General features: G+C 73.7%; 18 protein-coding genes and 1 pseudogene. 13 read left to right on the top strand and 6 right to left on the bottom strand.

Going from position 1 to position 23,436, the window contains the following annotated elements; translation table 11 throughout:
* The first annotated feature begins 11 nt into the window (after window positions 1–11).
* The 6 genes and pseudogenes from HS041_RS10095 to HS041_RS10070 all read left to right on the top strand — a co-directional run.
* Window positions 12–1,406 carry an O-antigen ligase family protein gene (locus HS041_RS10095; RefSeq protein WP_196440198.1) on the top strand — a complete coding sequence of 465 codons (1,395 nt, stop codon included), beginning with the start codon at window positions 12–14 and terminating at the stop codon, window positions 1,404–1,406.
* A complete protein-coding gene (locus tag HS041_RS10090) occupies window positions 1,403–3,061 on the top strand; it encodes a lipid II flippase MurJ (RefSeq protein WP_196440197.1) in 1,659 nt (552 codons plus the stop codon). Before HS041_RS10095 ends, HS041_RS10090 begins: the two co-directional genes overlap by 4 nt.
* Complete coding sequence (locus HS041_RS10085) at window positions 3,058–3,777, top strand: polysaccharide deacetylase family protein (protein WP_230878508.1); 720 nt, start codon at window positions 3,058–3,060, stop codon at window positions 3,775–3,777. Before HS041_RS10090 ends, HS041_RS10085 begins: the two co-directional genes overlap by 4 nt.
* Window positions 3,774–4,904: a glycosyltransferase gene (locus HS041_RS10080; RefSeq protein WP_196440196.1), complete on the top strand. Its 1,131-nt coding sequence runs from the start codon at window positions 3,774–3,776 to the stop codon at window positions 4,902–4,904. Before HS041_RS10085 ends, HS041_RS10080 begins: the two co-directional genes overlap by 4 nt.
* Complete coding sequence (locus HS041_RS10075) at window positions 4,901–5,542, top strand: YveK family protein (protein ID WP_196440195.1); 642 nt, start codon at window positions 4,901–4,903, stop codon at window positions 5,540–5,542. The genes HS041_RS10080 and HS041_RS10075 overlap by 4 nt, the downstream gene beginning before the upstream one ends.
* Window positions 5,539–6,546: pseudogene (locus HS041_RS10070) on the top strand (glycosyltransferase); the annotation flags it as partial. The gene HS041_RS10075 and the pseudogene HS041_RS10070, both read left to right, overlap by 4 nt.
* A 23-nt stretch (window positions 6,547–6,569) precedes the next feature.
* On the opposite strand, the gene HS041_RS40400 reads toward HS041_RS10070, so the two are convergent.
* Window positions 6,570–7,697 (bottom strand): glycoside hydrolase family 26 protein, encoded by a 1,128-nt coding sequence (locus HS041_RS40400; RefSeq protein WP_374058834.1) that lies wholly within the window; start codon window positions 7,695–7,697, stop codon window positions 6,570–6,572.
* Window positions 7,698–7,975: 278 nt separating this feature from the next.
* Between HS041_RS40400 and HS041_RS10065 the strand changes: the two genes are divergently transcribed.
* The 5 genes from HS041_RS10065 (at window position 7,976) to HS041_RS10045 (ending at window position 15,344) form a co-directional block, all read left to right on the top strand.
* Window positions 7,976–9,256, top strand: a complete 1,281-nt coding sequence (locus HS041_RS10065; protein WP_196440193.1) for a carboxylate--amine ligase — start codon at window positions 7,976–7,978, stop codon at window positions 9,254–9,256.
* Between the two features lie 105 nt (window positions 9,257–9,361).
* Window positions 9,362–10,612, top strand: a complete 1,251-nt coding sequence (locus HS041_RS10060; protein WP_196440192.1) for an NAD(P)-binding domain-containing protein — start codon at window positions 9,362–9,364, stop codon at window positions 10,610–10,612.
* Window positions 10,613–10,709: 97 nt separating this feature from the next.
* Complete coding sequence (locus HS041_RS10055; RefSeq protein WP_196440191.1) at window positions 10,710–12,236, top strand: FAD-binding oxidoreductase; 1,527 nt, start codon at window positions 10,710–10,712, stop codon at window positions 12,234–12,236.
* A 124-nt stretch (window positions 12,237–12,360) separates the two neighbouring features.
* Window positions 12,361–14,709, top strand: a complete 2,349-nt coding sequence (locus tag HS041_RS39960; RefSeq protein ID WP_196440190.1) for a sensor histidine kinase — start codon at window positions 12,361–12,363, stop codon at window positions 14,707–14,709.
* Window positions 14,706–15,344 carry a response regulator gene (locus HS041_RS10045; protein ID WP_196440189.1) on the top strand — a complete coding sequence of 213 codons (639 nt, stop codon included), beginning with the start codon at window positions 14,706–14,708 and terminating at the stop codon, window positions 15,342–15,344. Before HS041_RS39960 ends, HS041_RS10045 begins: the two co-directional genes overlap by 4 nt.
* Here the strand turns inward: HS041_RS10045 and HS041_RS10040 are convergent.
* Both HS041_RS10040 and HS041_RS10035 read right to left on the bottom strand, forming a co-directional pair.
* On the bottom strand, window positions 15,316–15,990 hold the full coding sequence (locus HS041_RS10040; protein ID WP_196440188.1) for a hypothetical protein: 675 nt from the start codon (window positions 15,988–15,990) through the stop codon (window positions 15,316–15,318). The genes HS041_RS10045 and HS041_RS10040 overlap by 29 nt on opposite strands.
* 113 nt (window positions 15,991–16,103) lie before the next feature.
* Complete coding sequence (locus HS041_RS10035; RefSeq protein WP_307845225.1) at window positions 16,104–16,898, bottom strand: endo alpha-1,4 polygalactosaminidase; 795 nt, start codon at window positions 16,896–16,898, stop codon at window positions 16,104–16,106.
* Between the two features lie 368 nt (window positions 16,899–17,266).
* On the opposite strand from HS041_RS10035, the gene HS041_RS10030 reads away from it, so the two are divergent.
* The gene (locus tag HS041_RS10030) at window positions 17,267–17,914 is read left to right on the top strand and encodes a GNAT family N-acetyltransferase (protein ID WP_196440186.1); all 648 of its coding nucleotides are present in this window, start codon (window positions 17,267–17,269) and stop codon (window positions 17,912–17,914) included.
* A gap of 64 nt (window positions 17,915–17,978) precedes the next feature.
* On the opposite strand, the gene HS041_RS10025 is transcribed toward HS041_RS10030, so the two are convergent.
* Entirely contained in the window at window positions 17,979–18,968 is a 990-nt protein-coding gene (locus HS041_RS10025; protein WP_196440185.1) for an NAD(P)H-binding protein, read from the bottom strand.
* Between the two features lie 86 nt (window positions 18,969–19,054).
* On the opposite strand from HS041_RS10025, the gene HS041_RS10020 reads away from it, so the two are divergent.
* Window positions 19,055–19,411 (top strand): winged helix-turn-helix transcriptional regulator, encoded by a 357-nt coding sequence (locus tag HS041_RS10020; RefSeq protein WP_196440184.1) that lies wholly within the window; start codon window positions 19,055–19,057, stop codon window positions 19,409–19,411.
* Window positions 19,412–19,447: 36 nt separating this feature from the next.
* On the opposite strand, the gene HS041_RS10015 is transcribed toward HS041_RS10020, so the two are convergent.
* Both HS041_RS10015 and HS041_RS10010 read right to left on the bottom strand, forming a co-directional pair.
* Window positions 19,448–20,905 (bottom strand): AAA family ATPase, encoded by a 1,458-nt coding sequence (locus HS041_RS10015; protein WP_230878507.1) that lies wholly within the window; start codon window positions 20,903–20,905, stop codon window positions 19,448–19,450.
* A 482-nt stretch (window positions 20,906–21,387) separates the two neighbouring features.
* A complete protein-coding gene (locus tag HS041_RS10010; protein WP_196440183.1) occupies window positions 21,388–23,391 on the bottom strand; it encodes an acetoacetate--CoA ligase in 2,004 nt (667 codons plus the stop codon).
* Window positions 23,392–23,436: the final 45 nt, after the last annotated feature.

Below are 23,436 nucleotides of genomic sequence, written 5' to 3'. Positions count from 1 at the left end.
CGGGCGTCCCGATGATCGCGCGATGGGCGCGGCGGGGGCCGAGCGCCCTCGCCGCCGCGACGGTGCTCCTGGTCTGCGTCCCCCAGGAACGCGACGACCTGACCACCGCATCCGACGTGACGCTCGCCGACCTCGCCTCGGTCGCCCTGATCGCGACGGCCGCGGCCGCCCTCCTGCCCGCCGGGCGCCGGCTGCCGGGGCGGGCATGGGTGACCGTCCCGCTGGTGGTCGCCGCCACCGCGGCCACCCTCGCCTCGCAGGACGTCATGGCGAGCCTGCCCGGGCTGTTCCGCTACCTCCAGGTGTTCGTGCTGATCCCGCTGGCCGTCATCGTGGCGCTGCGGGACCGGATGGACCTGTGGCTGGTGGGCGGCGCGGTCGCCGGGGCCGCCCTGCTCCAGGGAGCGGTCGGCTCCTGGCAGGCCCTCAGCGGGACGGGCGCCTCCTACGCGGGAGAGAACATCCGGGCGGTCGGCACCTTCGGCGCCACCGGCGTCATGGGCATGGCGACGGTCACCAGCTACGGGCTGATCGTCCTGCTCGCGCTCGGCCTGGCCCTGCGCGGCCGGCGACGGGCGGCGGCGCTGGCCGCGGCGGCCCTGCTGGCGCCGGCGCTGGTCCTGTCGCTGAGCCGGGGCACGTGGCTGGCGGTACTGTGCGCCGCGCTCGCCATTCTGGTCGTGCACGGCCCGCGGGCCGCGGCCCGCGCCGGCCTGCCGGTCGCGGCCGCCTGCGTGCTGTTCGCCGGCGCGACGGCTCTCATGCCGGGCTCCGGGTCGGACACCGCGGGATCGCACACCATCGGGCAGCGGATCTCCTCGATCGGCTCGTCGATCACCGCACCGGACCGATCCGTCAGCGACCGCTACGGCCTGTGGGAGGCCGCCGCCGGAATCTGGCGGGACCACCCCGTCACCGGGGCGGGCCCGAGGAGGTTCCCCGCGCTGCGCGACTCCCACGCCCCCGTCCACCTGTCGTCGGGGAGCGACACCGCCGACCCGGTCAACGGCTTCCAGCGGCAACCGCTGCTCTCCCCGCACAACATGTACCTCCTCGTGCTCAGCGAGCAGGGTCTCGTGGGCGTCACCGCCTTCTGCCTCTTCTTCGGATGTCTGACGATCTGGTCGGTCCGGCGCGCCGGCCGTACCCGGTCCTTCTCCGGCCGTGCGGCGGGCCTGACCGCGGTGGGCTTCCTCACCTGGCAACTCACCGACTTCGCCTACTCCGACATCGGCGGCCCGCCGACGCTGGTCATGTCCGTGATGCTGGGGATCACCCTGTGGTGGGCCACCGCGGCCGGCCCCCGGGCCGGCGGTGCTCCGGCCGCTCCCGGCGCCGGTGCTGCCTCCCGTTCCCGGACCGGGGCCGGCTCCCCCGTCCCCGTCCCCTCCGGGCGGTCCCGGTGACCCTCGCCAAGCCGCCCGTCGGCCGGCACCGGGACCGGCTGCCCCGCCCCCGTCCCGCCCACTCCCGCCCCACCCGCTCCCGTCCCCTCCGGGCGGCCCCCGCGCCCCCGGCCAAACCGCCCGCCGGCCGGCACCGGGCCCCCCTGCGGAGGCCCTTCCTGCGCGCCGTCACCGTCACGGCGGCGCTGGTCGCGCTCGGCTCCGCCCTCGGGTTCGGCCGTGACCTCCTGCTCGCGCGCTTCTTCGGCGCGACCGGGAGCACGGACGCCTTCCTGGTGGCGTGGACCGTGCCGGAGACCGTTGCGCCGCTGCTCATCGAGGGGGCGATGGCGTTCCTGCTGATCCCGGTCTTCAGCCGGGCGGTCGAGCAGGGCGGCGATGTCCGGCAGGTGGTCTCCGCCACGCTGCCGCGCGTCCTGACCGGTCTCGTCCTGGCCGCCGGGATGACGGCGCTCGAGGCTCCGCTGATCGTCGAGGCGCTGGCGCCCGGCCTCACCGACCCCGGGCTCGCCGTACGGTGCACGCGGATCACCGCGGTCACCGTCCTGATGTTCGGGCTGGCGGGCTATCTGAGCGCGGCGCTCCGCGCCCACCAGGTGTTCGGTCCTCCCGCAGCGGTCAACGCCGCCTACAACGTGCCCGTCATCCTCTTCATCGTCGCCCTCCACGAGCCGCTGGGCGTGGTCGGCGCCGCGCTGGGGGTGGCGTGCGGCGGCGCCCTCATGGTGGCGGTCCAGGCCCCCGCGTTCCTGCGGCACGTCGGGCTGCCCCACCGGGGGACGACCGGGGCGGCGGTCTCGCTGGCGGCGTTCGTACCGATCGCCGCGTTCACCCTGTCCCGCCAGGGTCAGGTCTTCGTCGAGCGCTTCGTCGGCTCCTCGCTCCCCCCTGGCTCCATCTCCCACCTGAACTACGCGCAGAAGATCGCGCAGGTGCCGATGACGCTCTCGCTCATCGTCGCCACGGTGACCTTCCCCGCGCTCGTGCGGAGCATGTCCTCCGGGGACGCCGGCGCGGCCCGCCGCCGGATCACCGGTGACCTCGCGCTGACCGGGGCGATCACACTGTCCGGCTCCGCCTTCCTCGCCGTGTTCGCCCCGGAGATCGTCGCGCTGCTCCTGCAGTACGGGGCATTCACCGAGACGGACACGGCCGCGACCGCCCTGATCGTGCGGGTCTACTCGCTCGGCCTGCTCGGTCACACGGTCGTCGGCGTCCTGGGCCGGGTGTTCTTCTGCGCGGAGCGGCCGACCTGGTACCCGGCGGCCGCGATGGCCGCCGGCCTGACCGTGACGGCCGCCCTGGCCGCCGTCACCGCGCCCCGCTGGGGGACCGCGGGGATCACCGCGGCCAACGCGGCGGGCATCACGCTCGCCGCGGCAATGCTTCTGGCGGGCCTGCGGCGGGGCGGCCCGGTGCCGTTTCCTCCGGCGCGCGCCGTCCTGCCGGCCCTCGCCCGCCCGGCGCTCGCCGCCGCGGCGGCCGCCGGGGCCGGCTGGCTCGCCCGTCCCGTCCTGGCGGGACTGCCCGCCATCGTCGCCCTGACCCTCGGCGCAGCCGTGGTCGGGCTCGTGTTCATCGTCGTGGCGACAGCCACCGGATCCAAGGAGATCGCGAAAATGATCGGCTTCACACCAGGAGGGGAGCGGCCATGACCGGGCAGCCGGAGGCCATGCCGTACATCCTGATGTACCACTCGGTGCAGGAGTACGGGAGCGACCCGCTCCTCATCACCGTCTCCCCCCGCCGGTTCGCCGCGCAGATGGCCTGGCTGAGGCGGCGCGGGCTGCGCGGGGTGTCGATGCGCGACCTGTTCACCGCCGAGGCGTCCGGCCAGGCGCGGGGGCTGGTCGGTCTCACCTTCGACGACGGGTACACCGACTTCGCCACCGAGGTGGTGCCCGTCCTGGTGCGGTACGGCTTCACCGCGACCGTTTTCGCCGTCGCCGGGCACCTGGGCGGGCACAACGTCTGGGACGGGGACGGCCCGCGCAAGACGCTGATGACCGCCGACGAGCTCCGCCAGGTCTCCCGCGCGGGCATGGAGGTCGCCTCGCACACCGTCAACCACATGTTCCTGGAGATGGCCGACGACACCGAGCTGGACCTCGAGCTGAAGGAGAGCCGGGCGATCCTGGAGGACGTGCTCGACCGCGACGTCACCGGCTTCGCCTACCCGTACGGCCTGGCGGGCGCCCGCGAGGTGGACGCGGTCCGCGCGGCCGGCTACTCCTACGCGTGCGCGATCTGGCGCTCCCAGCACAGCGGCCGGCACGCGCTGGCGCGCACCTACATCGGGGACGGGGACGGGCCGCTCCGGCTGCGGGTCAAGCGCGCCCGGCACCACCTGCGGTGGGGGCGCACCCGATGAGAGTCCTGCACGTCATCACCGGCCTCGCCGCCGGAGGCGCCGAGCAGCAGCTGCGGGCCATGCTGCCGCACCTGGCCGCCCGGTGCGAGGTCGCCGTGCTCACCGGTGCGGGCGCCGTCGCCGAGGCCGTGGAGGCCGAGGGCACTCCCGTGCACCGCCTCGGCATGCGGGGCAACCTCGACCTGCGCGCGGTGGGCCGGCTGGCCCGCCTGATGCGGGCGGGCCGCTACGACGTGGTCCACACCCACCTGTACCGCGCCTGCGTGTACGGGAGGGTGGCGGCCCAGCTCGCGGGCGTGCCCGCGATCGTCGCGACCGAGCACTCGCTCGGGGAGGCCCGGATCGAGGGGCGCCGCGCGGGCGCGGGGGTCCGCGCGCTGTACCGGGTCACCGAGGCCATGGGCGACGTCACCGTGGCGGTCTCCCGGGCCGTGGCGGACCGGCTCACCGGGTGGGGGGTTCCGCCCTCCCGGATCGAGGTGATCCCGAACGGACTCGACGGCCAGGCCTTCCGCCACGACCCCCGGCTCGGCGGCCAGGCCCGGGCCAGGCTGGGCATCGCACCGGGCGCGTTCGTGGTCGGCGGCGTGGGACGGCTGGAGCCAGGCAAGCGCTTCGACGTCCTGGTGAGGGCCCTGCGGGGCTTCGAGGAGGCCGTGCTCCTCCTGGCCGGGGAGGGTTCCGCACGCGGAGCGCTCGAAGACCTCGCCCGCGACCTCGGCGTCGAGCGCCGGGTGGTGTTCGCCGGCGAGTCGATGGACGTGCCCGCGCTGCTGTCGGCCATGGACGTGCTCGCCTCCCCGTCGCAGGAGGAGACGTTCGGTCTGGCCGTCATCGAAGGGCTCGCCTCCGGGCTGCCCGTGCTCTACGCCAGCTGCCCGGCCCTGGACGAGCTGCCTCCGGACGCCGCCCCGGGAGCCCGGCGCATCCTGCCCGACCCGGACCACCTGCGCACCGAGCTCCGCACGCTCGCCGCCACCGGCCCCCTGCGGCTGCCGCCTCCCCGCGCCGTCGCGCACTACGACATCCGCCGTCACGCCGCCCGGACCGAGGCCCTGTACGAGCGGGTGCTCGGGCAGGGTCTCCCGGTCGCGGGGCGCCACACAGAACAGAAGGAGCTGCGATGAGCGATCCTGCGGTGACCGCGGCCGGTCCGCGGCGATGGTGGCCGCTGGCGGTCGCCGTGATCCTGGGGGCCCTGGCGGGTCTGGGCTTCTCGCTGGCGAGGGGGCCCGTCTACACCGCCGACGCCTACGTGGCGGTGGTCCCCGCCGACCCGGGCGGTAACGCCCTGGCGGTGAACTTCGCCCAGGCCTACACGCGGATCGCCACTCAGCCCTCGATCCTGGCCGCGACCGTGGGCGACGACGCGGCCCTGCCCGCCGTGGCCGAGCGGCTGCGGCGCGCGGTGCGGGCGTCGGCCTCGCCGGACGCCCCGCTGGTGGGGCTGAGCGCGTCCGCCGACGACCCGCGAGAGGCCGCGGACCAGGTCAACGCCGTGGCGGGCGCCCTGATCGCCTACGCCAACCGCCAGGCGGCCAGCACCCGGGTGCGCCTCGTCACCTTCACCAAGGCCCTTCCCCCGGCGGTGCCCTCCTCTCCCCTGCCGGTGCTCGCCGCCGCGGTCGGCGCGGCGGGCGGCGTCCTGGTCGGCGGCCTGGCCTGCCTCGCGCCGCCGTTCCCGATCCCCGCCGTCCGCGACCTGCCGCTCCTGCGGAACCTGGCCCGGCTGCGACCCGCGTTCCCCGGGCGAAGCGCCCTGTGAACGGACCCGGGAACGATCGGGGGGCGGGCCCCGGCCGGGACGCCACCCCGTCGGTGCTGCACGTCACCCAGCCCGTGGAGGGCGGGGTGGCGGCCTACGTGGCCGCCGTCGCCGCCGACCAGGCGCGGCGCGGCTGGGACGTGGCCGTCGCCTGCCCCGGACGGGGGTGCCTGCCCGTCGACCTGGCCGCGCTCGGCGTCCGGTGGCTGGAGTGGGACGCGCGCAGGTCCCCGGACCCGGGGCGCCTGCCGGGCGAGGCCCGGCGGCTGCACCGCCTGGTCGCGCTGTTGCGTCCGCACGCCGTCCACCTGCACTCCTCGAAGGCCGGGCTGGCCGGTCGCATGGCGCTGCGCGGCGCGGTTCCCACGCTCTTCCAGCCGCACGGCTGGTCCTGGCTGGCCGCCCGGGGAACGACGGCGCGGGCCGCCCTGGCCTGGGAGCGCGCGGCCGCCCGCTGGACCGGCCTGCTCGTGTGCGTGGGCGAGGGGGAGGCCGCGCTCGCCGGGGAGCGGGGCCTGAAGGGAGAGGTGGCGGTCGTCCGCAACGGGGTGGACCTGGACCGGTTCCGCCCGGCCGGCGCCGGAGCCCGTACGGCGGCCCGCGCGCGGCTCGGCCTGCCCGAACACTCCCCCGTGGCGGTGTGCGTCGGGCGGGTCACCCGCCAGAAGGGTCAGGACGTGCTGGCCGAGGCGTGGCAACGGGTTGCGGCGGAGTGCCCCGGCGCCCTCCTGGCGATCGTCGGCGACGGCGACCTCCGGCCCGTCCTGCGCGCGACCGCCGGGCCCGGCGTGCTGTTCGCCGAGCCCGTCCGGGACGTGCGCCCCTGGTACGCCGCGGCCGACCTCGTCGTGCTCCCCTCACGCTGGGAGGGCTTGCCGCTGACCGCGCTGGAGGCGCTGGCGAGCGGCCGGGCGCTGGTCGCCTCCGACGTGCCCGGCCTGTCGGAGGTGGTCACCGGCGGGGTCGGCGCGCTCGTCCCGCCGGAGGACGCCGCCGCCCTCGCCGGGGCGATCGCCGTACGGCTCCGTCATCCCGCACTCGCCCGGAAGGAGGGGGAGGCCGGCGCCGCCCGGGCGGCGGACTTCGACCTGCGGTCGTCGCTGGACCGGCTGGCCGCGCTGACGTGCCGGGTCGCCGGGACCGGAAGCGTCCCCGGCATCGGGGCGGGGCGCGGCGGCGGCGGGGTGCTGTCCAGGTATCGGCGGAAGACCTCCGAGGAGTCCGGGTTCGCCGGGCACTGCCAGATCCCGTGCGGGCAGTAGTCGGAGATCGAGTGGTAGGCGACGTCATGCGCGGAGATCCACTCCAGCATCTCCCGCACGTACTCGGAGCGGTCGCCTCTGCGGAACAGCCCCCACTCCGGGAACGAGATCGGCTTGCCGTGCGCCCGCGCGAAGTCCACGTGGTACCGCATGCCGTACGGCTGGCCGACATAGTCGGCGAAGGTCTCGCCCGGCGGCTGGTCGTAGGTGTCCATGCCGATGATGTCGACCACGTCGTCGCCGGGGTAGCACTCCGGCCACGGGATGGCGTCAGGACCGCGGCTCGGTGCGAAGTCGAAGCGGAATCGCTGCCCCTGCACCGAGCGCATCGTGGTGACGATCCGCCGCCAGTAGGCCTTCCACGCCCGGGGATCGGGGGCGCAGCGGCTGGAGTAGGTCGTCCCGTTCATCTCCCAGCCCAGCACGATGATCGTGTCGGCCGCGCCGCCCGCGACCAGCCGGGTCGCCAGCGTCCGGAAGAAGAGGTCGAACGCACCGCCCGCGCCCGCGCCGAGGAGCGCCGCGACCGCGGGGTCGGGCAGTCTGCCCTCGTTCGGCGCCACCATGGGCACGTTGAGCGCCAGGACCCGTCCCGGCTTCTCCGCGCGCCAGCGGGTCCAGGGGCCCAGGATGAACTCCGGCCCCTGGAGGGCGAGCCAGTTGTCACCGGGAAGGTAGGTCCGGCCGACGGTCGCCTCCCGGCCACCGAGCCAGGACTCGAAGGCGGGCAGGCGCTCGGTGCCGCGCGCGTCGGAGGCGAGGAAGACGCCGAAGGGGACGGTCCGGGCGGACGGATCCCGGCTGGTGTCGGCGATCGTGCCGGGCAGGCACAGCGCCGCCAGGAAGGCGGCCGCGACGAGCAGTCTGTGGACGTGCGCCTTTCCGATCCTCATTTTCTCTCATCCCCGTGCGCCCGTTTCTGCGGTGACCGCGGTCCGGCGGGCCTCGACCCACCATATAGAACCGCACGGGAATATACATGGCGCCGGATTTCAGGTCGCGGATCAAGAGGGAATGCCGCTATTGGCGACATTCCGCAGGCAGGTCTTCCACCGGAAGGACGACCTCAGCGGCCCACCGGCGCGCCCGGCCCAGCGCAACGGAGTGACTTCATATAATAAGCGGCCAATATCGACGACCAGATCCCTGAAGTACATGGCGGGCACATTTAATGAACGCGACCAAATCGGCAGAAAACAACAAGCTGCACGAAGAACGGATCCGGGTCGACGCGGGCACACCGGCCCTGATCCTCCGCCTGGACGACAACGTCTTCCATCACGGCACGCTGGCGGCGATCCGTTCACTGGGCCGTGCCGGAGCGGAGGTTCACGCGATCCTCGAAGGACCGCACGCGCCGGCCTCCCGCTCCCGCCACCTGACCCGCGCGTACCGCTGGCCGGACGGGCCGAGGACCCCCGAGGCCCTGATCGCCGCGCTGGAGTCGATCGCGGCGCGCATCGCGCGCCGCGCGCTCCTCATTCCGATGGACGACGCGGGCGCCATCTTCGTCGCCGAGCACGCCGCCGAGCTCCGCGCGTCGTTCCTGCTGCCCGGGCAGGTATCGGAGCTGCCCCGGCGGCTCGCCGACAAGGCGGCCCTGTCCGAGCTGTGCGCGGGCCTGGGCATCGCCCAGCCCGAGACCCGTGTGATCAGGAGCGAGGCCGACGTGGCCTCCGCGATCTCCCTGCTCGGGCTCCCGCTGATGGCCAAGTGGGCCCAGCCCTGGCTGCTGCCCTCAGGGGCCGGGCTGCGCCCCACCACGCCGGTCCGCACGCCGCAGGCGGCAGCACGGCTGTTCGGGCAGGCCGCCGGGCACGGCAGCGACCTGCTGTTCCAGCGCTTCGTGCCCGGCACCTCCGGCTCCGACTGGTTCTTCCAGGGCTACTTCGACGAGGGCTCGTCGTGCCTGCTCGGCGGGGCGGGCCGCAAGGAGCGCTCGTACCCGCCCCGCGCCGGCCTGACGACGCTGGGCAGGTGGCTGCCCAACCCCCGCGTCGAGTCGGCGGCGCACCGGATCGCCGCCGCCCTCGGCTACCGCGGCATCCTCGACCTCGACTTCCGCCACGACGCCGCCGCGGACGTCTATTACCTGCTGGACTTCAACCCCCGGCTGGGGGCGCAGTTCCGGCTGTTCACCGACGCGAACGGCCTCGACCTCGTGCGCGCGCTCCATCTCGACCTCACCGGCGGGCCCGTGCCGGAGAGCCGGGCGGCGTACGGGCGAACGTACCTGGTCGAGAATTACGATCCTTTTCCCGCGTTCCACGACCGGCGCTCCAGAGAGCTGACCTACGCGGGCTGGCTGCGTTCCGTGCGCGAGGCCGACGAGTTCGCCTGGTTCTCCGCCGATGACCCCAAACCCTTTGTGGCGATGACGAGACAGACCTTGAAGCGAGGCTTTACCCGCATCGCACGTCGTCGCCGGAATTCCCCCGCCGGGTCGCGTTAGGCTTCGGCGGTGCTTCGCGGCCCGGACCGATTCGGCGGGCCCGCTCCCCCCTTTTTTCGATACATCCCTGTCTTTCGGGACATCTCTGACGATCGAGGAGAATTCATGCGTGCGCCGATGATCGACGTCGCCATTGTCGGAGCGGGCCCGTACGGCCTCTCCGTGGCGGCCCACGCCACTGCGGCCGGGCTGGACGCCCGCGTCTACGGCCGTCCGATGGAGGCCTGGGAGCGGCACATGCCACGCGGGATGCTGCTGAAGTCGGAGCCGTTCGCGTCGAATTTGGCCGACCCCGGCGGGAACTACGGGCTGGAGGCCTACTGCCGGCCGAGAGGGTTCTCCTGCGCGTACGGCGAGCCCATCCCCGTGGACACGTTCGTCGACTACGGCAGGTGGTTCCAATCGCAGGCCGTCGGGGAGGCGCTCGATCCCTCCCAGGTGACCAAGGTCCGCGCGGAGGGGGAGCTGTTCGTCATCGAGTTGGAGACGGGGGAGACCGTTCCGGCCCGGGCGGTCGTCCTGGCGCTGGGGTTCCTGCCCTTCGCCCACCGGCCCGCCGCGCTCTCCGGGTTGCCCGCGGAGGTCTCGACGCACAGCTCCGAGCACCACGACCTGTCGCGGTTCGCCGGCCTCGACGTCACGGTGGTGGGCGCCGGGCAGTCCGCGCTGGAGACCGCGGCGCTCCTGCTGGAGGCGGGGGCGCGACCTCGGGTGGTGGCCCGGGGGGACTCCCTGCGCTGGAACAGCGTGCCCGACGTGAGCCGGCCGGCGCTCCGGCGGGCTCTGGCCCCGCTGTCCGGGCTGGGCACCGGCTGGCGCTCGTGGGTCTGGTCGGAGCTGCCGGACACGGTGCGCCACCTGCCGGCGGGGACCCGTCGGCGCATCGTCCGGACGACCCTGGGCCCGGCGGGATCGTGGTGGCTGCGCAGGCGCTTCGACGGGCACGTCCCGGTGGTCCTGGGACGCACCCTGGCGGCCGCTGCGCACCGCGACGGCGTGACCCTGACGTTGCGAGACGGAGCGGGCATGGAGGGAACGCTCCGCACCGACCACGTGATCGCGGCCACCGGCTACATGGTGGACGTCGGGCGGATCGGCATCCTCGACGGCAGGCTCACCCGCGCGATCCGCCGCACCGGGACCTCGCCTAAGCTCTCGCGGAACTTCGAGACGTCCGTCCGCGGCCTGTACACCGTCGGGCTGGCCGCGGCCGACACCTTCGGCCCGGTCATGCGGTTCGTGCACGGCGCGGGGTTCGCCGCACGCCGGGTCACCCGCGGCCTGGTCTCCTCCCTGGGCGTCCGGCCGTCCACCGGTGCCGTGGGGGGGCGGCCCGTGGAGCACGCCGCCCGCTGAGCCGGAGGCTCCCGAGCGTGATGCGAATGTGACCAACCAGACGGACCGGCTGCTCGTCTCACCTGGCAGGTTGCACAGAACTCTCGGGGAGAACACCATGAAGCCCGCTCAGGCCGGACGGACGCTGGACAGGCGAGCGCTCCTGCGGATCGGCGGCGTCGCCGCCCTGACCGCGGGAGCGGGGCTGCCGGCGCGGGCCGGGATCGCCGCGGAGAACTCCGCGGCGGCCGGGACGGCGGCGCGGACCGCTCCCCGTCCGTCTGACTGGAAGGCTCTGGAACGCGGGCTGGACGGCAGGCTCGTCCGCCCGGGCGACGCGGCCTACGACGCCGCGCGCCGGCTGTTCAACCCCGCCCACGACACGGTACGGCCGGCGGGGGTGGCCTACTGCGCCGGCCCCGCCGACGTGGCCGAGTGCGTGAACTTCGCCCGCCGCATGGGCGTGCCGCTGGCCGTACGGTCCGGGGGGCACTCGTACGCGGGCTGGTCCACCGGGACCGGCCTGGTCGTCGACGTCTCCCCCATGAACAAGGTGAGCCACGCCTCGGACCGGGCGACCGTGGGGGCGGGGGCCAAGCTCGTCGACGTCTACGACCGGCTGGCGGCGCACGGGGCGAGCATCCCCGCGGGGTCCTGCCCCACGGTCGGGGTGAGCGGCCTGGCACTGGGCGGCGGGATCGGCGTGGTCGCCAGGAAGTACGGCCTGACCTGCGACGTGATGGAGTCGGTGCGGATCGTCACGGCCGACGGCCGGCTGCTGGAGTGCGATGCGAACCACCACCCCGACCTGTTCTGGGCCTCGCGCGGCGGGGGCGGCGGCAACCTGGGGGTCGCGGTCTCGTTCGGCTTCCGGACCCACCGCGTGCGCGAGGTCACGGTGTTCTTCCTGCACTGGCCGTGGGCGAAGGCGGTCAAGGCCCTGCGGGCCTGGCAGGCGTGGGCGCCGTCGGCCCCGGACGAGATGTGGTCCACCCTGCACCTGAGCCGCGAGGGCGGGACGGACGTGCAGATCGCCGGGGTCTACCTGGGCGGCAGGGCGGGCTGCGAGCGGCTGCTCGACCGGCTCATCGACCGGATCGGCCCGGTCTCCTCCAGCTCCGTCCGCCGGACGTCCTACCACCAGGCCATGATGATCATGGCGGGCTGCTCGGACCTCTCGGTCTCCCAGTGTCACCGCGGCGGCTCCCTGCCGGGCCAGACACGGGACGGCCGGCTGCCGCGGGATCGCTTCACGGCCAAGTCCCACCTGGCCTACCGCCCGATCTCCGAGACCGGCGCCAGGACGCTGGTCGCCGAGGTGGCCAGGCCCGGCAGCCACACGGTGCTCCTGGACGCCCTCGGCGGCGCGGTCGGCCGCGTCCGCCCGGACGCCACCGCCTTCCCGCACCGGGCCGCGCTGTACAGCGTGCAGTACTACGCCCACCGCGCCGGGGCGGCCGGGTGGGCGAGGAACGCGCACGCCGCGATGCGCCCGCACTTCGGCGACCACGCCTACGTCAACTACATCGACCCCGAGCTGCGGGGCTGGCGCGGTGCATACTACGGCGCCAACGCCGACCGGCTCGCCCGGATCAAGGCCGCCCGCGACCCCGGCCGCCTCTTCCGCCTCCCCCAGGGCATCTGACCCGCCGCCCGCCGATCCGCCCGGCGGACCTCGGCGGAGGCCGTCCCGGCCGTCCCGGGGCGGTGTCCCGGGACGGCCGGGGCAGGGGTGCGGGTACCGTGTGGCGACCGGACCCGGAGGAGCAGTGATCACGAAGGCGCGCATCGCGTGGGCCGCATGCGCCCTGACCCTGGTCCTGGTCGCGCTCTCGACGGTCCTGGCCCGTTTCAACGGCTATCCCCTGATCGTCCAGAGCCACCAGCTGGTCGTGGTGGCGTGCGCGCTGGCGGGCGGGCTGATCGGGGCCCACCGCCCGGAGCACCCGGTGGGCCGGTTGCTGGCGCTGAGCGCGTTCTGCTTCGCGCTCTACGAGTGCTGCGGCCAGTACGCCGTCTACGGCGTGCTGACGCGGGCCGCGGACGCCCCGGGCCGGGACCCGCTGCCCCTCGCCGAGGCCATGGCCTGGCCGCAGACCTGGCTCTGGATCCCGGCCAACTTCGCCCTCACCCTGGTGCCGCTGTTCTTCCCGGGCGGCGCGCTGCCCTCGCCGCGCTGGCGGCCTTTCGTCCGGGCGACGGTCGCCCTGGCCGCGGCGGCCGCGGCGGTGAGCGCCCTGCGTCCCGGCCAGAACGAGCAGGTCGGCATCGGCGCAGGGGTGCCGAACCCGCTCGGGGTCGCGGCGCTGGCCGGGCCGGCTCAGACCGCGGGAACGGCCCTGGTCGCCCTGCAGGGGGCGGTCTTCCTTGTCGGCGGGCTGAACCTGCTGGTGCGGGCGCTGCGCAGCACCGGTCGGGAGCGTGCGCAGATCAAGTGGCTGGCCTACGGGGTCGGGCTCGCCCTGCTGGTGGCCAACGCACGGCTGGCGGCGGGGTTGACCGACGGTGATCCCGACCGCATCTACCCCCCGATCCACTCGGCCTGGGAGCTGACCGGCGTGCTCGGCGCGGTGCTCATCCCCACCACGGTCTGCATCGCGATCCTGCGCCACCGGCTGTTCGACATCGACCTGGTGATCAACAGGACGCTGGTCTACACGCTGCTCTCGGCCTGTGTGACCGGCGGCTACGTCCTGGTCGTCGGCTACCTCGGCGCGGTCCTCCCCTCCGCGGACCTGCCGGTCTCCGTGCTGGCCGCCGGGCTCGTGGCCCTCGCCTTCGCACCCCTCCGGCAGCGCCTGCAGGGCTGGGTCAACCTGCTGACGTACGGCGAGCGGGACGACCCGCACGCCGCGCTCACCCGGCTGGCCCGCCGCCTGGAGGCCAGCGAGGAGCCGGACGCGATGCTCTCCGGGGTCGCGCGGTCGGTGGCCGAGGCCCTGCGCCTGCCGTACGCGGCGGTGGAGACGGCGGCGGGTCTGCGGCACGCCTACGCCCGCCCCGGCGGCGTCCGGGGCGGGCAGGCGGAGGACACGGCCGCGGAGGACACAGCCATGGAGGACACAGCCACGGAGGACACAGCCACGGAGGACACGGTGAGGAGCCGGGAGGACCGCCTCTCCGGACGCGGTGCCGCGGCGCCCGGGGACGACGGCCTGCTCCGGCTGCCGCTGGTGTACGACGGCGAGCGGGTCGGCGACCTCATCCTGGCCCCCCGCGCGGGCGAGGGCAGGTTCGGCTCACGTGACCTGGCCGTCCTGACCGATCTCGCCCGGCAGGTGGCCGTGGCCGTGCACGCCGCGCGTCTCTCAGCCGACCTGCGCCGCTCCCGGGAGCGCCTGGTGATGACCCGCGAGGAGGAGCGCCGCCGCATCCGGCACGACCTGCACGACGGGCTCGGTCCCACGCTGGCCGCGCTCACCATGCGCGCCGAGACCGCCCACGACCTGGTCGAGGACGAGAAGGTACGCCGGCTGCTGGCCGAGATCGTCGACGACGCCCAGGCCGCCATGGCCGACGTGCGCGCGCTCGTGGACGGGCTGCGCCCACCGGCGCTCGACGCCCTGGGGCTGCTCGGCGCGCTGCGCGCCCACGCGATCCGGCAGGCTCCCAGTCTGCGCGTCGCCGTGCACGCCCCCGACGAACTGCCCGCCCTGCCCGCCGCCACGGAGGCCGCGGCCTACCGCATCGCGGCGGAGGCGCTGGCCAACGTCCGCAGGCACGCCGGGACGGCCGAGGCGGGGCTGCGGATCGAGGTGGCCGGAGCGGCGCTCGTGCTGGAGATCCTCGACGACGGCGGCGGGGTACGGCCCGGCGGTCGGCTCGCAGGCTGGGACGGCGCGGGCGGGACCGGCGGGGTACGGCCCGGCGGTGACGGAACCGGGGCGGACGGCATGCGGGAAGGCGTCGGCCTGGTGTCGATGCGGGAGCGCGCCGCCGAGCTCGGGGGATCGTGCACGGTCGAGGATCGCGCGGAGGGCGGGACCCGCGTCAGGGTCGTGCTCCCGACGCGCATGGAAGGCAGTGCCGGTGACCGGGCCGTACCGCTCGCGCGACCGGGGCGGAGCACCGGTGACCGGGGGCGCGCCCCCGCTGCGTGTGGAGGGGAGCATCCGTGATCAGAGTGCTGCTGGTCGACGATCACGCCGGTTTCCGCGCCGGGCTGCGGGCCCTGCTCTCGGCGGTCGAGGGCGTCGAGGTCGCCGACGAGGCGGCCAGCGGCGAGCAGGCGCTGGCCCTCGTCGGCCGGGCGCAGCCGGACGTGGTGCTGATGGACCTGACGATGCCGGGCATGGGCGGGATCGCGGCGACCGAACGGCTGGTCCGCGACCACCCGCACGTCCGGGTGATCGTGCTGAGCATGTCGGACGACGACGACTCGGTGTTCGCCGCCATGCGGGCCGGGGCCCGCGGCTACGTCCTCAAGGGGGCGCGCAAGGCGGAGCTGGTCCGGTCCGTGCAGGCGGCCGCCGACGGAGAGGCCATCTTCGGCCCGGCGATCGCCGCCCGGATGGCGGAGTACTTCGCCATCCGGGGAGGGCCCGCGCCGGAGGCGACGGCGCTGCCCGAGCTGACCCGGCGGGAGCGCGAGATCCTCGGCCTGGTCGCCGGTCATCTCACCAACCCGCAGATCGCGGCCCGGCTCGGGCTGAGCCAGAAGACCGTGCGCAACCACGTTTCGGCGATCTTCACGAAGCTGCGGGTGGCGGACCGGGCCCACGCGATCATGCGGGCGAAGGACGCCGGCCTGTGAGCTCCCCGTCCTTCCACTCCGCCTCCGGCATCCGCAGCACGCGGAGCGCGATCCAGCCGTAGGCGGCCAGGTGGAGCAGGGCTCCGGTGGACTGCACGGCGGGCGGCTGCTCCATCGTCACGAACGGCACGACCGTCCCCACCGCCGCCGCGACCGGCGCCCACCGCGGGGCCAGGCGCGTCGCGGCGAGCCCGATGAGGAGGGTGAACAGCCCGATGTGGAGCAGGAAGCCGGGCAGCAGCATGCCGTACAGGAACCCCCACAGCTCGCCCGCCTGGGCGGTCACCTTCTCCGCCTGGGCGTCGGGCAGGACCTGGGCCAGGGCCAGGTCATAGAAGTCGGTGGTGAACAGGGTCAGCCCGTGCCCGGCACCGACCAGCCCGAGCGCGGCGCCGATGGCGCCGGTCCGGGGGGCGCGGTACTTCAGCAGGTGCGCCATGCCCAGGACGGCCGGGATGAGGCTGAGCGTCGCCCAGATGTAGAGCAGGGCGCTCACCTGCACGGAGGTCGCGTTCTCACGGAAGACCGCGGGGGTGTGGTCGGCCCCCGGGGGCGAGGTGAAGAAGGCCAGGAACTCGAAGGCGGGCCAGGCGAGCAGGGCGATCCCGGCGACCACCCGGCGGAACGAATCAGGATTTTTCATCATGCAACGGAGTAGATCCGTCGACTGTCCCAGGCCGCCCGGGCCGTTGTCCGGTTCCGGCCGGGAGGAATGTCCCGGCCGGAGGACACCGGACGCGGTCGCCGGAGAAAGACCGGTCAGCAGGCGTCGTAGACGTAGCCCCGCTTGCCGGCCGTACGCAGCGGCACGTCGCGCAGCATGACCGAGAGCCTGGCGCCGAACTTCCCGCAGGTCCTGGTGAAGTCCGCGCGGCGGTACTCGACGACGATGACATTGGAGCCGTACTCGCCGACGTAGGCGCCGCACTCGTCGTACCGGCCGCACTCCTCGGCGACGGCGAAGTCGAAGCCCGCCTTCCTGCCCTCCCTGACGATCTCGGCCGAGTTCTTCTGCGCGATCGCCAGGCCGCGGCTGTGGGCGGCCGAGGTGAGCAGCCCGGCGAAGGCGAGCGCGTGCCCCTGCTTGATCAGGCCGTCCGAACGGGAGTAGGTGTCCAGGTTGTCGATCTCGACGGCGTCGTACTTCCGGGCGGCGCAACCGGCGATCCAGTCCCCGACGATTCCGGCGAGCGCGGCGCGCTTGGCCGGGGTGCGGACGTCGAACATCAGCTCGCCCCAGTCCTCGTCCTCGACGTAGGCCCCGCGGGCGTCCTTCAGCAGGAGGTCGTCGTGGTTCCTCTTCCACCAGCCGATCTCGTGGGGCTGCGTCTGGAAGCCGTTGACGTAGCAGATGTTGTAGAGACCGGAGGCCGGCCGCTCGGTGCGGTCACGGGAGACGACCTTCACTCCGGCCGGAGGGGTGTACCCGCCGCCGAGCTGGTAGTCCGCCCTGGCGTTCGCGGGCGGGAGGACCGGGGCCGCGGCGCCGGCCGTACCGGCGGAGAGCGCCGCACCGAGGAAGGTCGTCGCGCCGAGGAAGGCGGCCAGTGTCACGGAGCCTCGGCGAAACCTGCGGGTTGCCGCTCGGCGGAAGAGCACGGAGGGTTCTCCTGTCCGGAGTCGGAGCCCGCTCGCCCCGTACGGCAGGCATGCCGGCAGGGCGGCGACCGGGCGCGGGCGGATCGCGTCGCACCGGGCGGGCGGTCCACCCGGCTGCGGTCGAACAGGCTCCGCAGTATGCCGATTCCACGGGCTGGAGTGCAGCCGGCCACCCCTTTAGTGACATACATCACTTTTAGGCCTCGACCGAGCCGGCGGCGGTGTCCGGAGCGGCCTCGCCCGTGCCCGCCCTCCCATGAGGGGGACGGCACGGATGAAAACCGGTGGACCCGGCCCGGGCTCCGTCGGCAGGATCGACGGGCATGCGGAACTTCCCCGTCTTCCGGTTGCGGGTGACCACACCCCGCCTCGAACTGCGCCTGCCCTCGCTCGGCGACCTGGACGACCTCGCGGACCTGGCCATCGAAGGAGTGCACGACCCGGAGCTCATGCCCTTCCTCTTCCCCTGGACCGACGCGGAGCCCGCCAGGCGCGCGAACAGCGCGATCCAGTTCCACTTCCGCCAGTGGGCGGCCTGGACCCCGGAGAAGTGGACCTGCCCCTTCGCCGTGGTCTTCGAAGGCCAGGTCGCCGGGGTCCAGGAGGTCGCGGGCGCCGACTTCGCGGTCACCCGGGAGGTCTCCACCGGCTCCTGGCTCGGGCGGCGCTTCCACGGCCGGGGCATCGGGACCGAGATGCGCGCCGCCGTCCTCCACCTCGCCTTCGACGGCCTGGGCGCGCTCACCGCGGCCTCGGGGGCGTTCACCGACAACCACGCCTCCCTGGCGGTCTCCCGCAAGCTCGGCTATCGCGACGACGGCGTCGACGTCCACAACCGCCGGGGCGAGCGTGCCGAGACCCAGCGGCTGCGCCTGTCCCGGGACGACTGGACCACCCCGCCGGGATTCGGGATCCACGGCCTCGGCCCCTGCCTGCCGTTGTTCGGCGTCGGCCGTACGGAAGGGACGTGACCGCGCGGGCGCCCCGGACGGTCCCCGCGCGGTCACGCGCCCTCATCCGGTCACGCGCCCCCCGTCACAGCAGGACGGTCTCGTCGGTGACCTGCTGGCCGACGTCCCAGTGCTCGGCGATCCGGCCGCGGTCGATCCGCCAGATGTCCACCGAGACCGAACTCGGCAGGCCGGGCCCGAGCGTGACCAGTCCGTAGGACCAGACGTGGTCCTCCTCGGCCACCAGCTTGCGGATCTCCAGCCGGAAGTCCGGGAAGCGGTCGGCGGCCTGCTCCCGGAAGCTCTTGACCGTGGCCTCCGGCCCCGTCCCGGCGCCCGGGTGGTGGTTGGCGAAGTCGTCGGTCAGCAGCGTCCGCGCGCGGTCGAAGTCCTTGTCGTTGTAGAAGACCCGGCAGAACTCCTCCACCAGCGCCTTGTTCGAGGCGAGGCCCGCGCGGGCGACGGTGATGCGGCGGCCGGTGGAGCGGCCCGTCTCCACCTCCTCGACCAGGGCGACGGCGTAGTCCTCGGCGCTGATGGAACTCCCACCGCCGGCGTCGGTGAGCAGCCGGTCACCGCCCAGGCGGTAGTCCCCCGTGCGCTCGCCCGGCGCGATCTCGGCCGGCGGCGAGATGTAGGTCCAGTCCAGGTCACCGGCCTGCTCGCGGACGAACTCCAGCAGCGCGGCCTGGGACAGGGCCTCGGCCTTGTAGAGATCGGGGAACCCCGGGGTGTCGACGAGCCGCACGCCCGGCGCCGCCTCCAGGCTGCCCGCTCCCCCGACGATCACCAGTCGACGCACCCCCGCCGCGCGCATCCCCTCCAGCACGCCGCGCCCGGCCGCCAGCAGCGGGCCGGACGGCTCCGAACCGTCGCGCGGCGGCGCGATCGACACGACCACGGCGTCGTGACCGGCGGCGAGCGCGGCCACGGCCGAGGCGTCGGCCGCGTCGACGACCCGCGTCCCGCCGGCGCCGCTGCGGGTCGCCCCCGTGACCTCGTGCCCCCGGTCCCGCGCCTCGGCCGCGATCCGGCTCCCGATCATGCCCCCGGCCCCGATCAGCAGAATCCTCATGACACACCTCCTGGGAAGTCGCTTGGGCCGACGGTATCTATCGGATACTGGTTACTTCAACGTGCTCTTGGTACCCTTTGGAAACTATGATGGACGGAGACGCGTTCAACCCCGAGTGCCCCACCCGGCTGGTCCTCGACCGCATCGGCGACAAGTGGTCGGTGCTGGTCGTCCTGAGCCTGCGCGACGGCCCCCGGCGGTTCACCCAGCTACGCGACATGATCGGTGGCGTCACCCCCAAGGTGCTCACCCAGACCCTGCGCGCCATGGCCGCCGACGGCCTGCTGACCCGGCAGGTCTTCGCCGAGGTCCCGCCCCGCGTGGAGTACGAGCTGACCCCGCTCGGTCAGTCGCTGCAGGCTCCCATCCGGGCCGTCACCGACTGGGCCGAGGAGCACGTGAACGAGGTCATGGCGGCCCGCGAGGCGGCCGTCGGCGGCTGACCGCGCCTCCCGGAGGAGCCCGCCGACCGTACGCCGTCAGCCGTACAAAGCAGGCAGATCCACCAGGAGGATCCGGCCGTCCTCCCGCGCGGCCGCCGTGAGGTCGGTGTCGAAACCGGCGCCGCTGTAGCAGGCCAGGACCGTGCGGGAGGTGTCGTAGCCCTTCGCGGCGAGCAGGTCCCGGGCACGGCGCAGGCGCGCCAGGTGCCCGACCCCCATGACCTTGTCCCATTCCGCCTCGCCGAGTGAGCGGACCGCGCGCGGCTCGTTCGGGTAGGCCGGGCCGAGGACGGCGACGTCCACCTGGATCTGCTTCCTGGTGGCCGGGTCCACGACCGTGCCCGCCGAGACCTGGCCCACGCCGCCCTCGAACACCTCGCGCGCATGGCGCAGCGCGAACTCCCGGCACAGGGCCTCGAAGTGCGGGCCCATCACCTTGGACAGGAAGCGCTGCCGGGACCGGTCCCAGACGTCCCGGGCGTGGCCGAGCCCCAGGTCGGTCCATTCGGGACGCATGATCGCCTGATAGAAGGAGATCAGCGGCTCGGTGATCCGGTACTGCGAGGCGGACTTGAAGGCGTCCTTCTCCTTGGCCAGGAGGCCGCAGTCCTCCAGCACGTTGATCGGATGGGCGATGTCGGAGGACTTGTAGCCGATGTGGCCCGCAATCCCGCCCCAGGTGCTGTTGCCCTCGGCGACTGCGGCCAGGACCGAGTGGTAGAGCGCGGGATCGCGGATGTCGCTCTCCTCGGCCAGGAGGTAACGGCCCTCCCGGAAGATGGCGGTGTGGCGATTGAGGACGGTACGGATCACCCAGCCGTCGAAGTCCTCCAGGGAGACGGGGATGTCGCCGGCGACGAACTCGTCCCGGTAGGCGGGCGTCCCGCCCACCACGGCGTGTACGAGCGCGGCCAGCCGGGGGTCGGAGATCCCCCAGAACCGCGCGGCCTCGCGGAAGCCCAGTGGCTGGACCAGCAGTTCCAACCGTGCCCGACCGCGGAGCGGGGCCTGGCCGGACAGGATCCTTCCCATCACGGAGAGCGCGGAACCGCAGATCAGGACCCGGGCGAGGCTGCTCCCCCGGTGGGTCCGCCCGCGCAGGTCGATCTCCTGTTTGAGGATCGACGGCAGGGCCGGTTCCGCCTTCATCAGATACGGAAACTCATCGATGATCAACGGGAGTGGCCGGTCTCCGGGGAGTGAGAAGAAGAACTCCAGCGCGTCCCGCCAGTCCGCGAAGGGGTAACCCACCGGCGACCCTCGGTGCCGGGCCATGGCCATGCCGAACAGCCGGAGCGACTCGATGCTCGTGCCCTCGGTCGCCTCGAAGTAGAAACCGCCCGTCGCCTCGGCCAGCGCCTTGAGCAGGAAGGTCTTACCCTGTCTGCGCCGGCCGCTGACCACCCCGAAAGCCACCTCGGCCTGCGTTCCCCCGGCGAAGGAGGACAGCGCCTCCCACTCCTGCTCACGACCGAAGACATGCTCGGGCTTCATGACCATGAACGACCTCGCACAATACTGAAGTACATTTCACTGGAATATACTTCAGCGATTTGCGGAAGGTAGAGCGATTCCGCACCGAAGGTGGAACAGCGCCCGATCGGTGATGTGAACCAGAATCCCTCATACCGGGTGATACGGGCATCGCCTCTGGTTCTCAGCGGGCGGCGCCGGGCGGGTGGTATACTGATCTTGCATCCCGGGTGAGCACTCCCCCGGGATTCTGCGTTCATGCCCTCTCATCGCGCGCTTCTGACCGCGGCCTTCCCCTTCTTCCTGTCCATGAGCGCCGGCGTCATCGCCCAGCTCGTCGGCACCGCCCTGCTCGGGCACCGGGAGACGGCCGCGCTGGCCGCCTTCTCGCTCGCCGGCGCCGTACTCAACCCCGTCACCGCCGCGATGGCCGCCGGGCTGCGCGGCATGGCGCCGTTCGCCGCGCACCGCCGGGCCGTGCTCCGGCGGCGCGCGGGACCGCGTCAGGACTCCGGAGTGAAGCAGTACAGCACTTCGGGGTTGGCCATGGCGTCGAGGTTGGCGGCCTTCTCGGGCGGGACGCCGAGGAGGATCTTGCGGACGGGGACCTCCAGCTTCTTGCCGCTCAGGGTGCGGGGGATGCCGGGGACCTCGGTGATCTCGTTGGGCACGTGCCGGGGGGAGAGCTCGTCGCGCAGGGTCCTGCGCAGGCGCATGACCAGGTCGTCGGTGAGCTCGGCGTCCTCGGCCATGGTGACGTAGAGCAGCAGGCGCCCCTCCTGGCCGAGCTGGCCGGTGTCGATCACCAGGCTGTCGGCGATCTCCTCGAAGCGCTCGACCACGCGGTAGAACTCGCTGGTGCCCATGCGCACCCCGCCCCGGTTCAGCGTCGAGTCGGAGCGGCCGTAGATCACGCAGCCGCCGTCGGGGAGGATCTTGATCCAGTCGCCGTGCCGCCAGACGCCGGGGTAGTCGGCGAAGTAGCTCTCCCGGTAGCGCGAGCCGTCGGGGTCGTTCCAGAACATGACCGGCATCGAGGGCATCGGCTGGGTCAGCACCAGCTCCCCCACCTCGCCGGTCACGGCCTTGCCCGACGGGTCGAACGACTCCACCTTCGCGCCCAGGCAGCGGCACGGGATGACCCCGGCGTCGACCGGGAGCAGCGGCACCGCGCCGACGAAGCCGGTGCACACGTCGGTGCCGCCGGAGAACGAGCCGAGCTGGACCTCCGGCAGGGCGTCGTGCACCCAGGCGAACCCCTCCGGAGGCAGCGGCGAGCCCGTCGAGCCCAGACCGCGCAGCCTCTCCAGCCCTCCGGGCTTCAGGCCCGCCTTCATCGAGGCGACGATGTACGGCGCGCCGGTGCCGAAGTAGGTGACGCCCTCCTCGGCGGCCAGCCGCCACAGGGCGTCGGTCCCCGGATGGGTGGCCGAGCCGTCGTACAGCACCACGGCCGAGCCGACCAGCAGGCCGCCGATGAGGTAGTTCCACATCATCCAGCCGGTCGTGGTGTACCAGAAGAAGACGTCGTCGGGGCCGAGGTCCTGGTGGAAGGAGAGCGCCTTGAGGTGCTCCAGGACCACGCCGCCGTGGCCGTGCACGATCGGCTTGGGCAGGCCGGTGGTGCCGGAGGAGTAGACGATCCAGAGCGGGTGGCCGAACGGGACCGGCTCGAAGGCCAGAGGCTCCTCGGCGGAACGCAGCTCCTCCCAGCTCACGGTGGGGTGGCCGGCGGGCTCGCCGTCCCGTGCCCCGCCCGCGGGGGCCGCCGCCGACGCCCCGGCCGCGCCCGCCGTACCCCCCGCGCCTCCCGTGCTCGCCTGGCCCGGCGCGGGCATGCGCACCCGGGCGGCGAGGGTCGGGAGGCTGGCAGCGATGTCACCGGCCACCGCGGCCCGGTCGAAGTGCTTGCCGTTGTAGTCGTAGCCGTCCACCGCGATGAGCACCTTGGGCTCGATCTGGGTGAAGCGGTCGATCACGCTGGGCGCGCCGAAGTCCGGGGAGCAGGAGGACCAGATCGCCCCCAGCGAGGCGGTGGCGAGGAAGGCGACCAGCGTCTCGGGCACGTTCGGGGCGTAGGCGGCGACCCGGTCGCCCCTGCCCACCCCCAGCCGGGCCAGTCCGGCACGGACCCGCGCCACCTCGCCGGCCAGCTCGCCGAGCGTGAGCGTCCGCCGCCCGCCCGACTCGTCGCGGGAGACCACCGCGAGCCGGTCGGGCTCCGACGCGGCGCGGCGCAGCGCGTTCTCCGCGTAGTTGAGCGTCGATCCGGTGAACCATTCGGCGCCGGGCATCGTCCCAGATATGACGGGCCCGTCACCACGCGCCCCGGCCACCCCGAAATAGTCCCAGAGCGAGGTCCAGAACTCGGCCGGAGCGTCCACCGACCACTGCCACAGACCCTGATAGTCGACCGGCCGCCCGAGCCACTCCATGTATCGGGTGACCTTCGCGTTCCTCACGATCTCCGGCGTGGGTTCCCAGAGTCGCGTACCTTCCTCAACCATGCTCCCATCCTCGCGGGGGCCCGCCCGGATGTCATCCCCGGGGGC

Origin of the sequence: Planomonospora sp. ID67723, assembly GCF_015711605.1 — a bacterium.
Classification (GTDB): Bacteria; Actinomycetota; Actinomycetes; order Streptosporangiales; family Streptosporangiaceae; genus Planomonospora_A.
Note: the sequence above shows the minus strand (reverse complement) of the source record. Positions and strands in the feature narration are given on the sequence as shown.

Excerpts from the sequence above, each read along its gene's own strand:
- HS041_RS10095 (WP_196440198.1), top strand. The coding sequence starts at position 12 with ATGATCGCGCGATGGGCGCGGCGGGGGCCGAGCGCCCTCGCCGCCGCG.
- HS041_RS10085 (WP_230878508.1), top strand. The coding sequence starts at position 3,058 with ATGACCGGGCAGCCGGAGGCCATGCCGTACATCCTGATGTACCACTCG.
- HS041_RS10080 (WP_196440196.1), top strand. The coding sequence starts at position 3,774 with ATGAGAGTCCTGCACGTCATCACCGGCCTCGCCGCCGGAGGCGCCGAG.
- HS041_RS10075 (WP_196440195.1), top strand. The coding sequence starts at position 4,901 with ATGAGCGATCCTGCGGTGACCGCGGCCGGTCCGCGGCGATGGTGGCCG.
- HS041_RS40400 (WP_374058834.1), bottom strand. The coding sequence starts at position 7,697 with ATGAGGATCGGAAAGGCGCACGTCCACAGACTGCTCGTCGCGGCCGCC.
- HS041_RS10065 (WP_196440193.1), top strand. The coding sequence starts at position 7,976 with ATGAACGCGACCAAATCGGCAGAAAACAACAAGCTGCACGAAGAACGG.
- HS041_RS10060 (WP_196440192.1), top strand. The coding sequence starts at position 9,362 with ATGCGTGCGCCGATGATCGACGTCGCCATTGTCGGAGCGGGCCCGTAC.
- HS041_RS10055 (WP_196440191.1), top strand. The coding sequence starts at position 10,710 with ATGAAGCCCGCTCAGGCCGGACGGACGCTGGACAGGCGAGCGCTCCTG.
- HS041_RS10040 (WP_196440188.1), bottom strand. The coding sequence starts at position 15,990 with ATGATGAAAAATCCTGATTCGTTCCGCCGGGTGGTCGCCGGGATCGCC.
- HS041_RS10030 (WP_196440186.1), top strand. The coding sequence starts at position 17,267 with ATGCGGAACTTCCCCGTCTTCCGGTTGCGGGTGACCACACCCCGCCTC.
- HS041_RS10025 (WP_196440185.1), bottom strand. The coding sequence starts at position 18,968 with ATGAGGATTCTGCTGATCGGGGCCGGGGGCATGATCGGGAGCCGGATC.
- HS041_RS10020 (WP_196440184.1), top strand. The coding sequence starts at position 19,055 with ATGATGGACGGAGACGCGTTCAACCCCGAGTGCCCCACCCGGCTGGTC.
- HS041_RS10015 (WP_230878507.1), bottom strand. The coding sequence starts at position 20,905 with ATGAAGCCCGAGCATGTCTTCGGTCGTGAGCAGGAGTGGGAGGCGCTG.
- HS041_RS10010 (WP_196440183.1), bottom strand. The coding sequence starts at position 23,391 with ATGGTTGAGGAAGGTACGCGACTCTGGGAACCCACGCCGGAGATCGTG.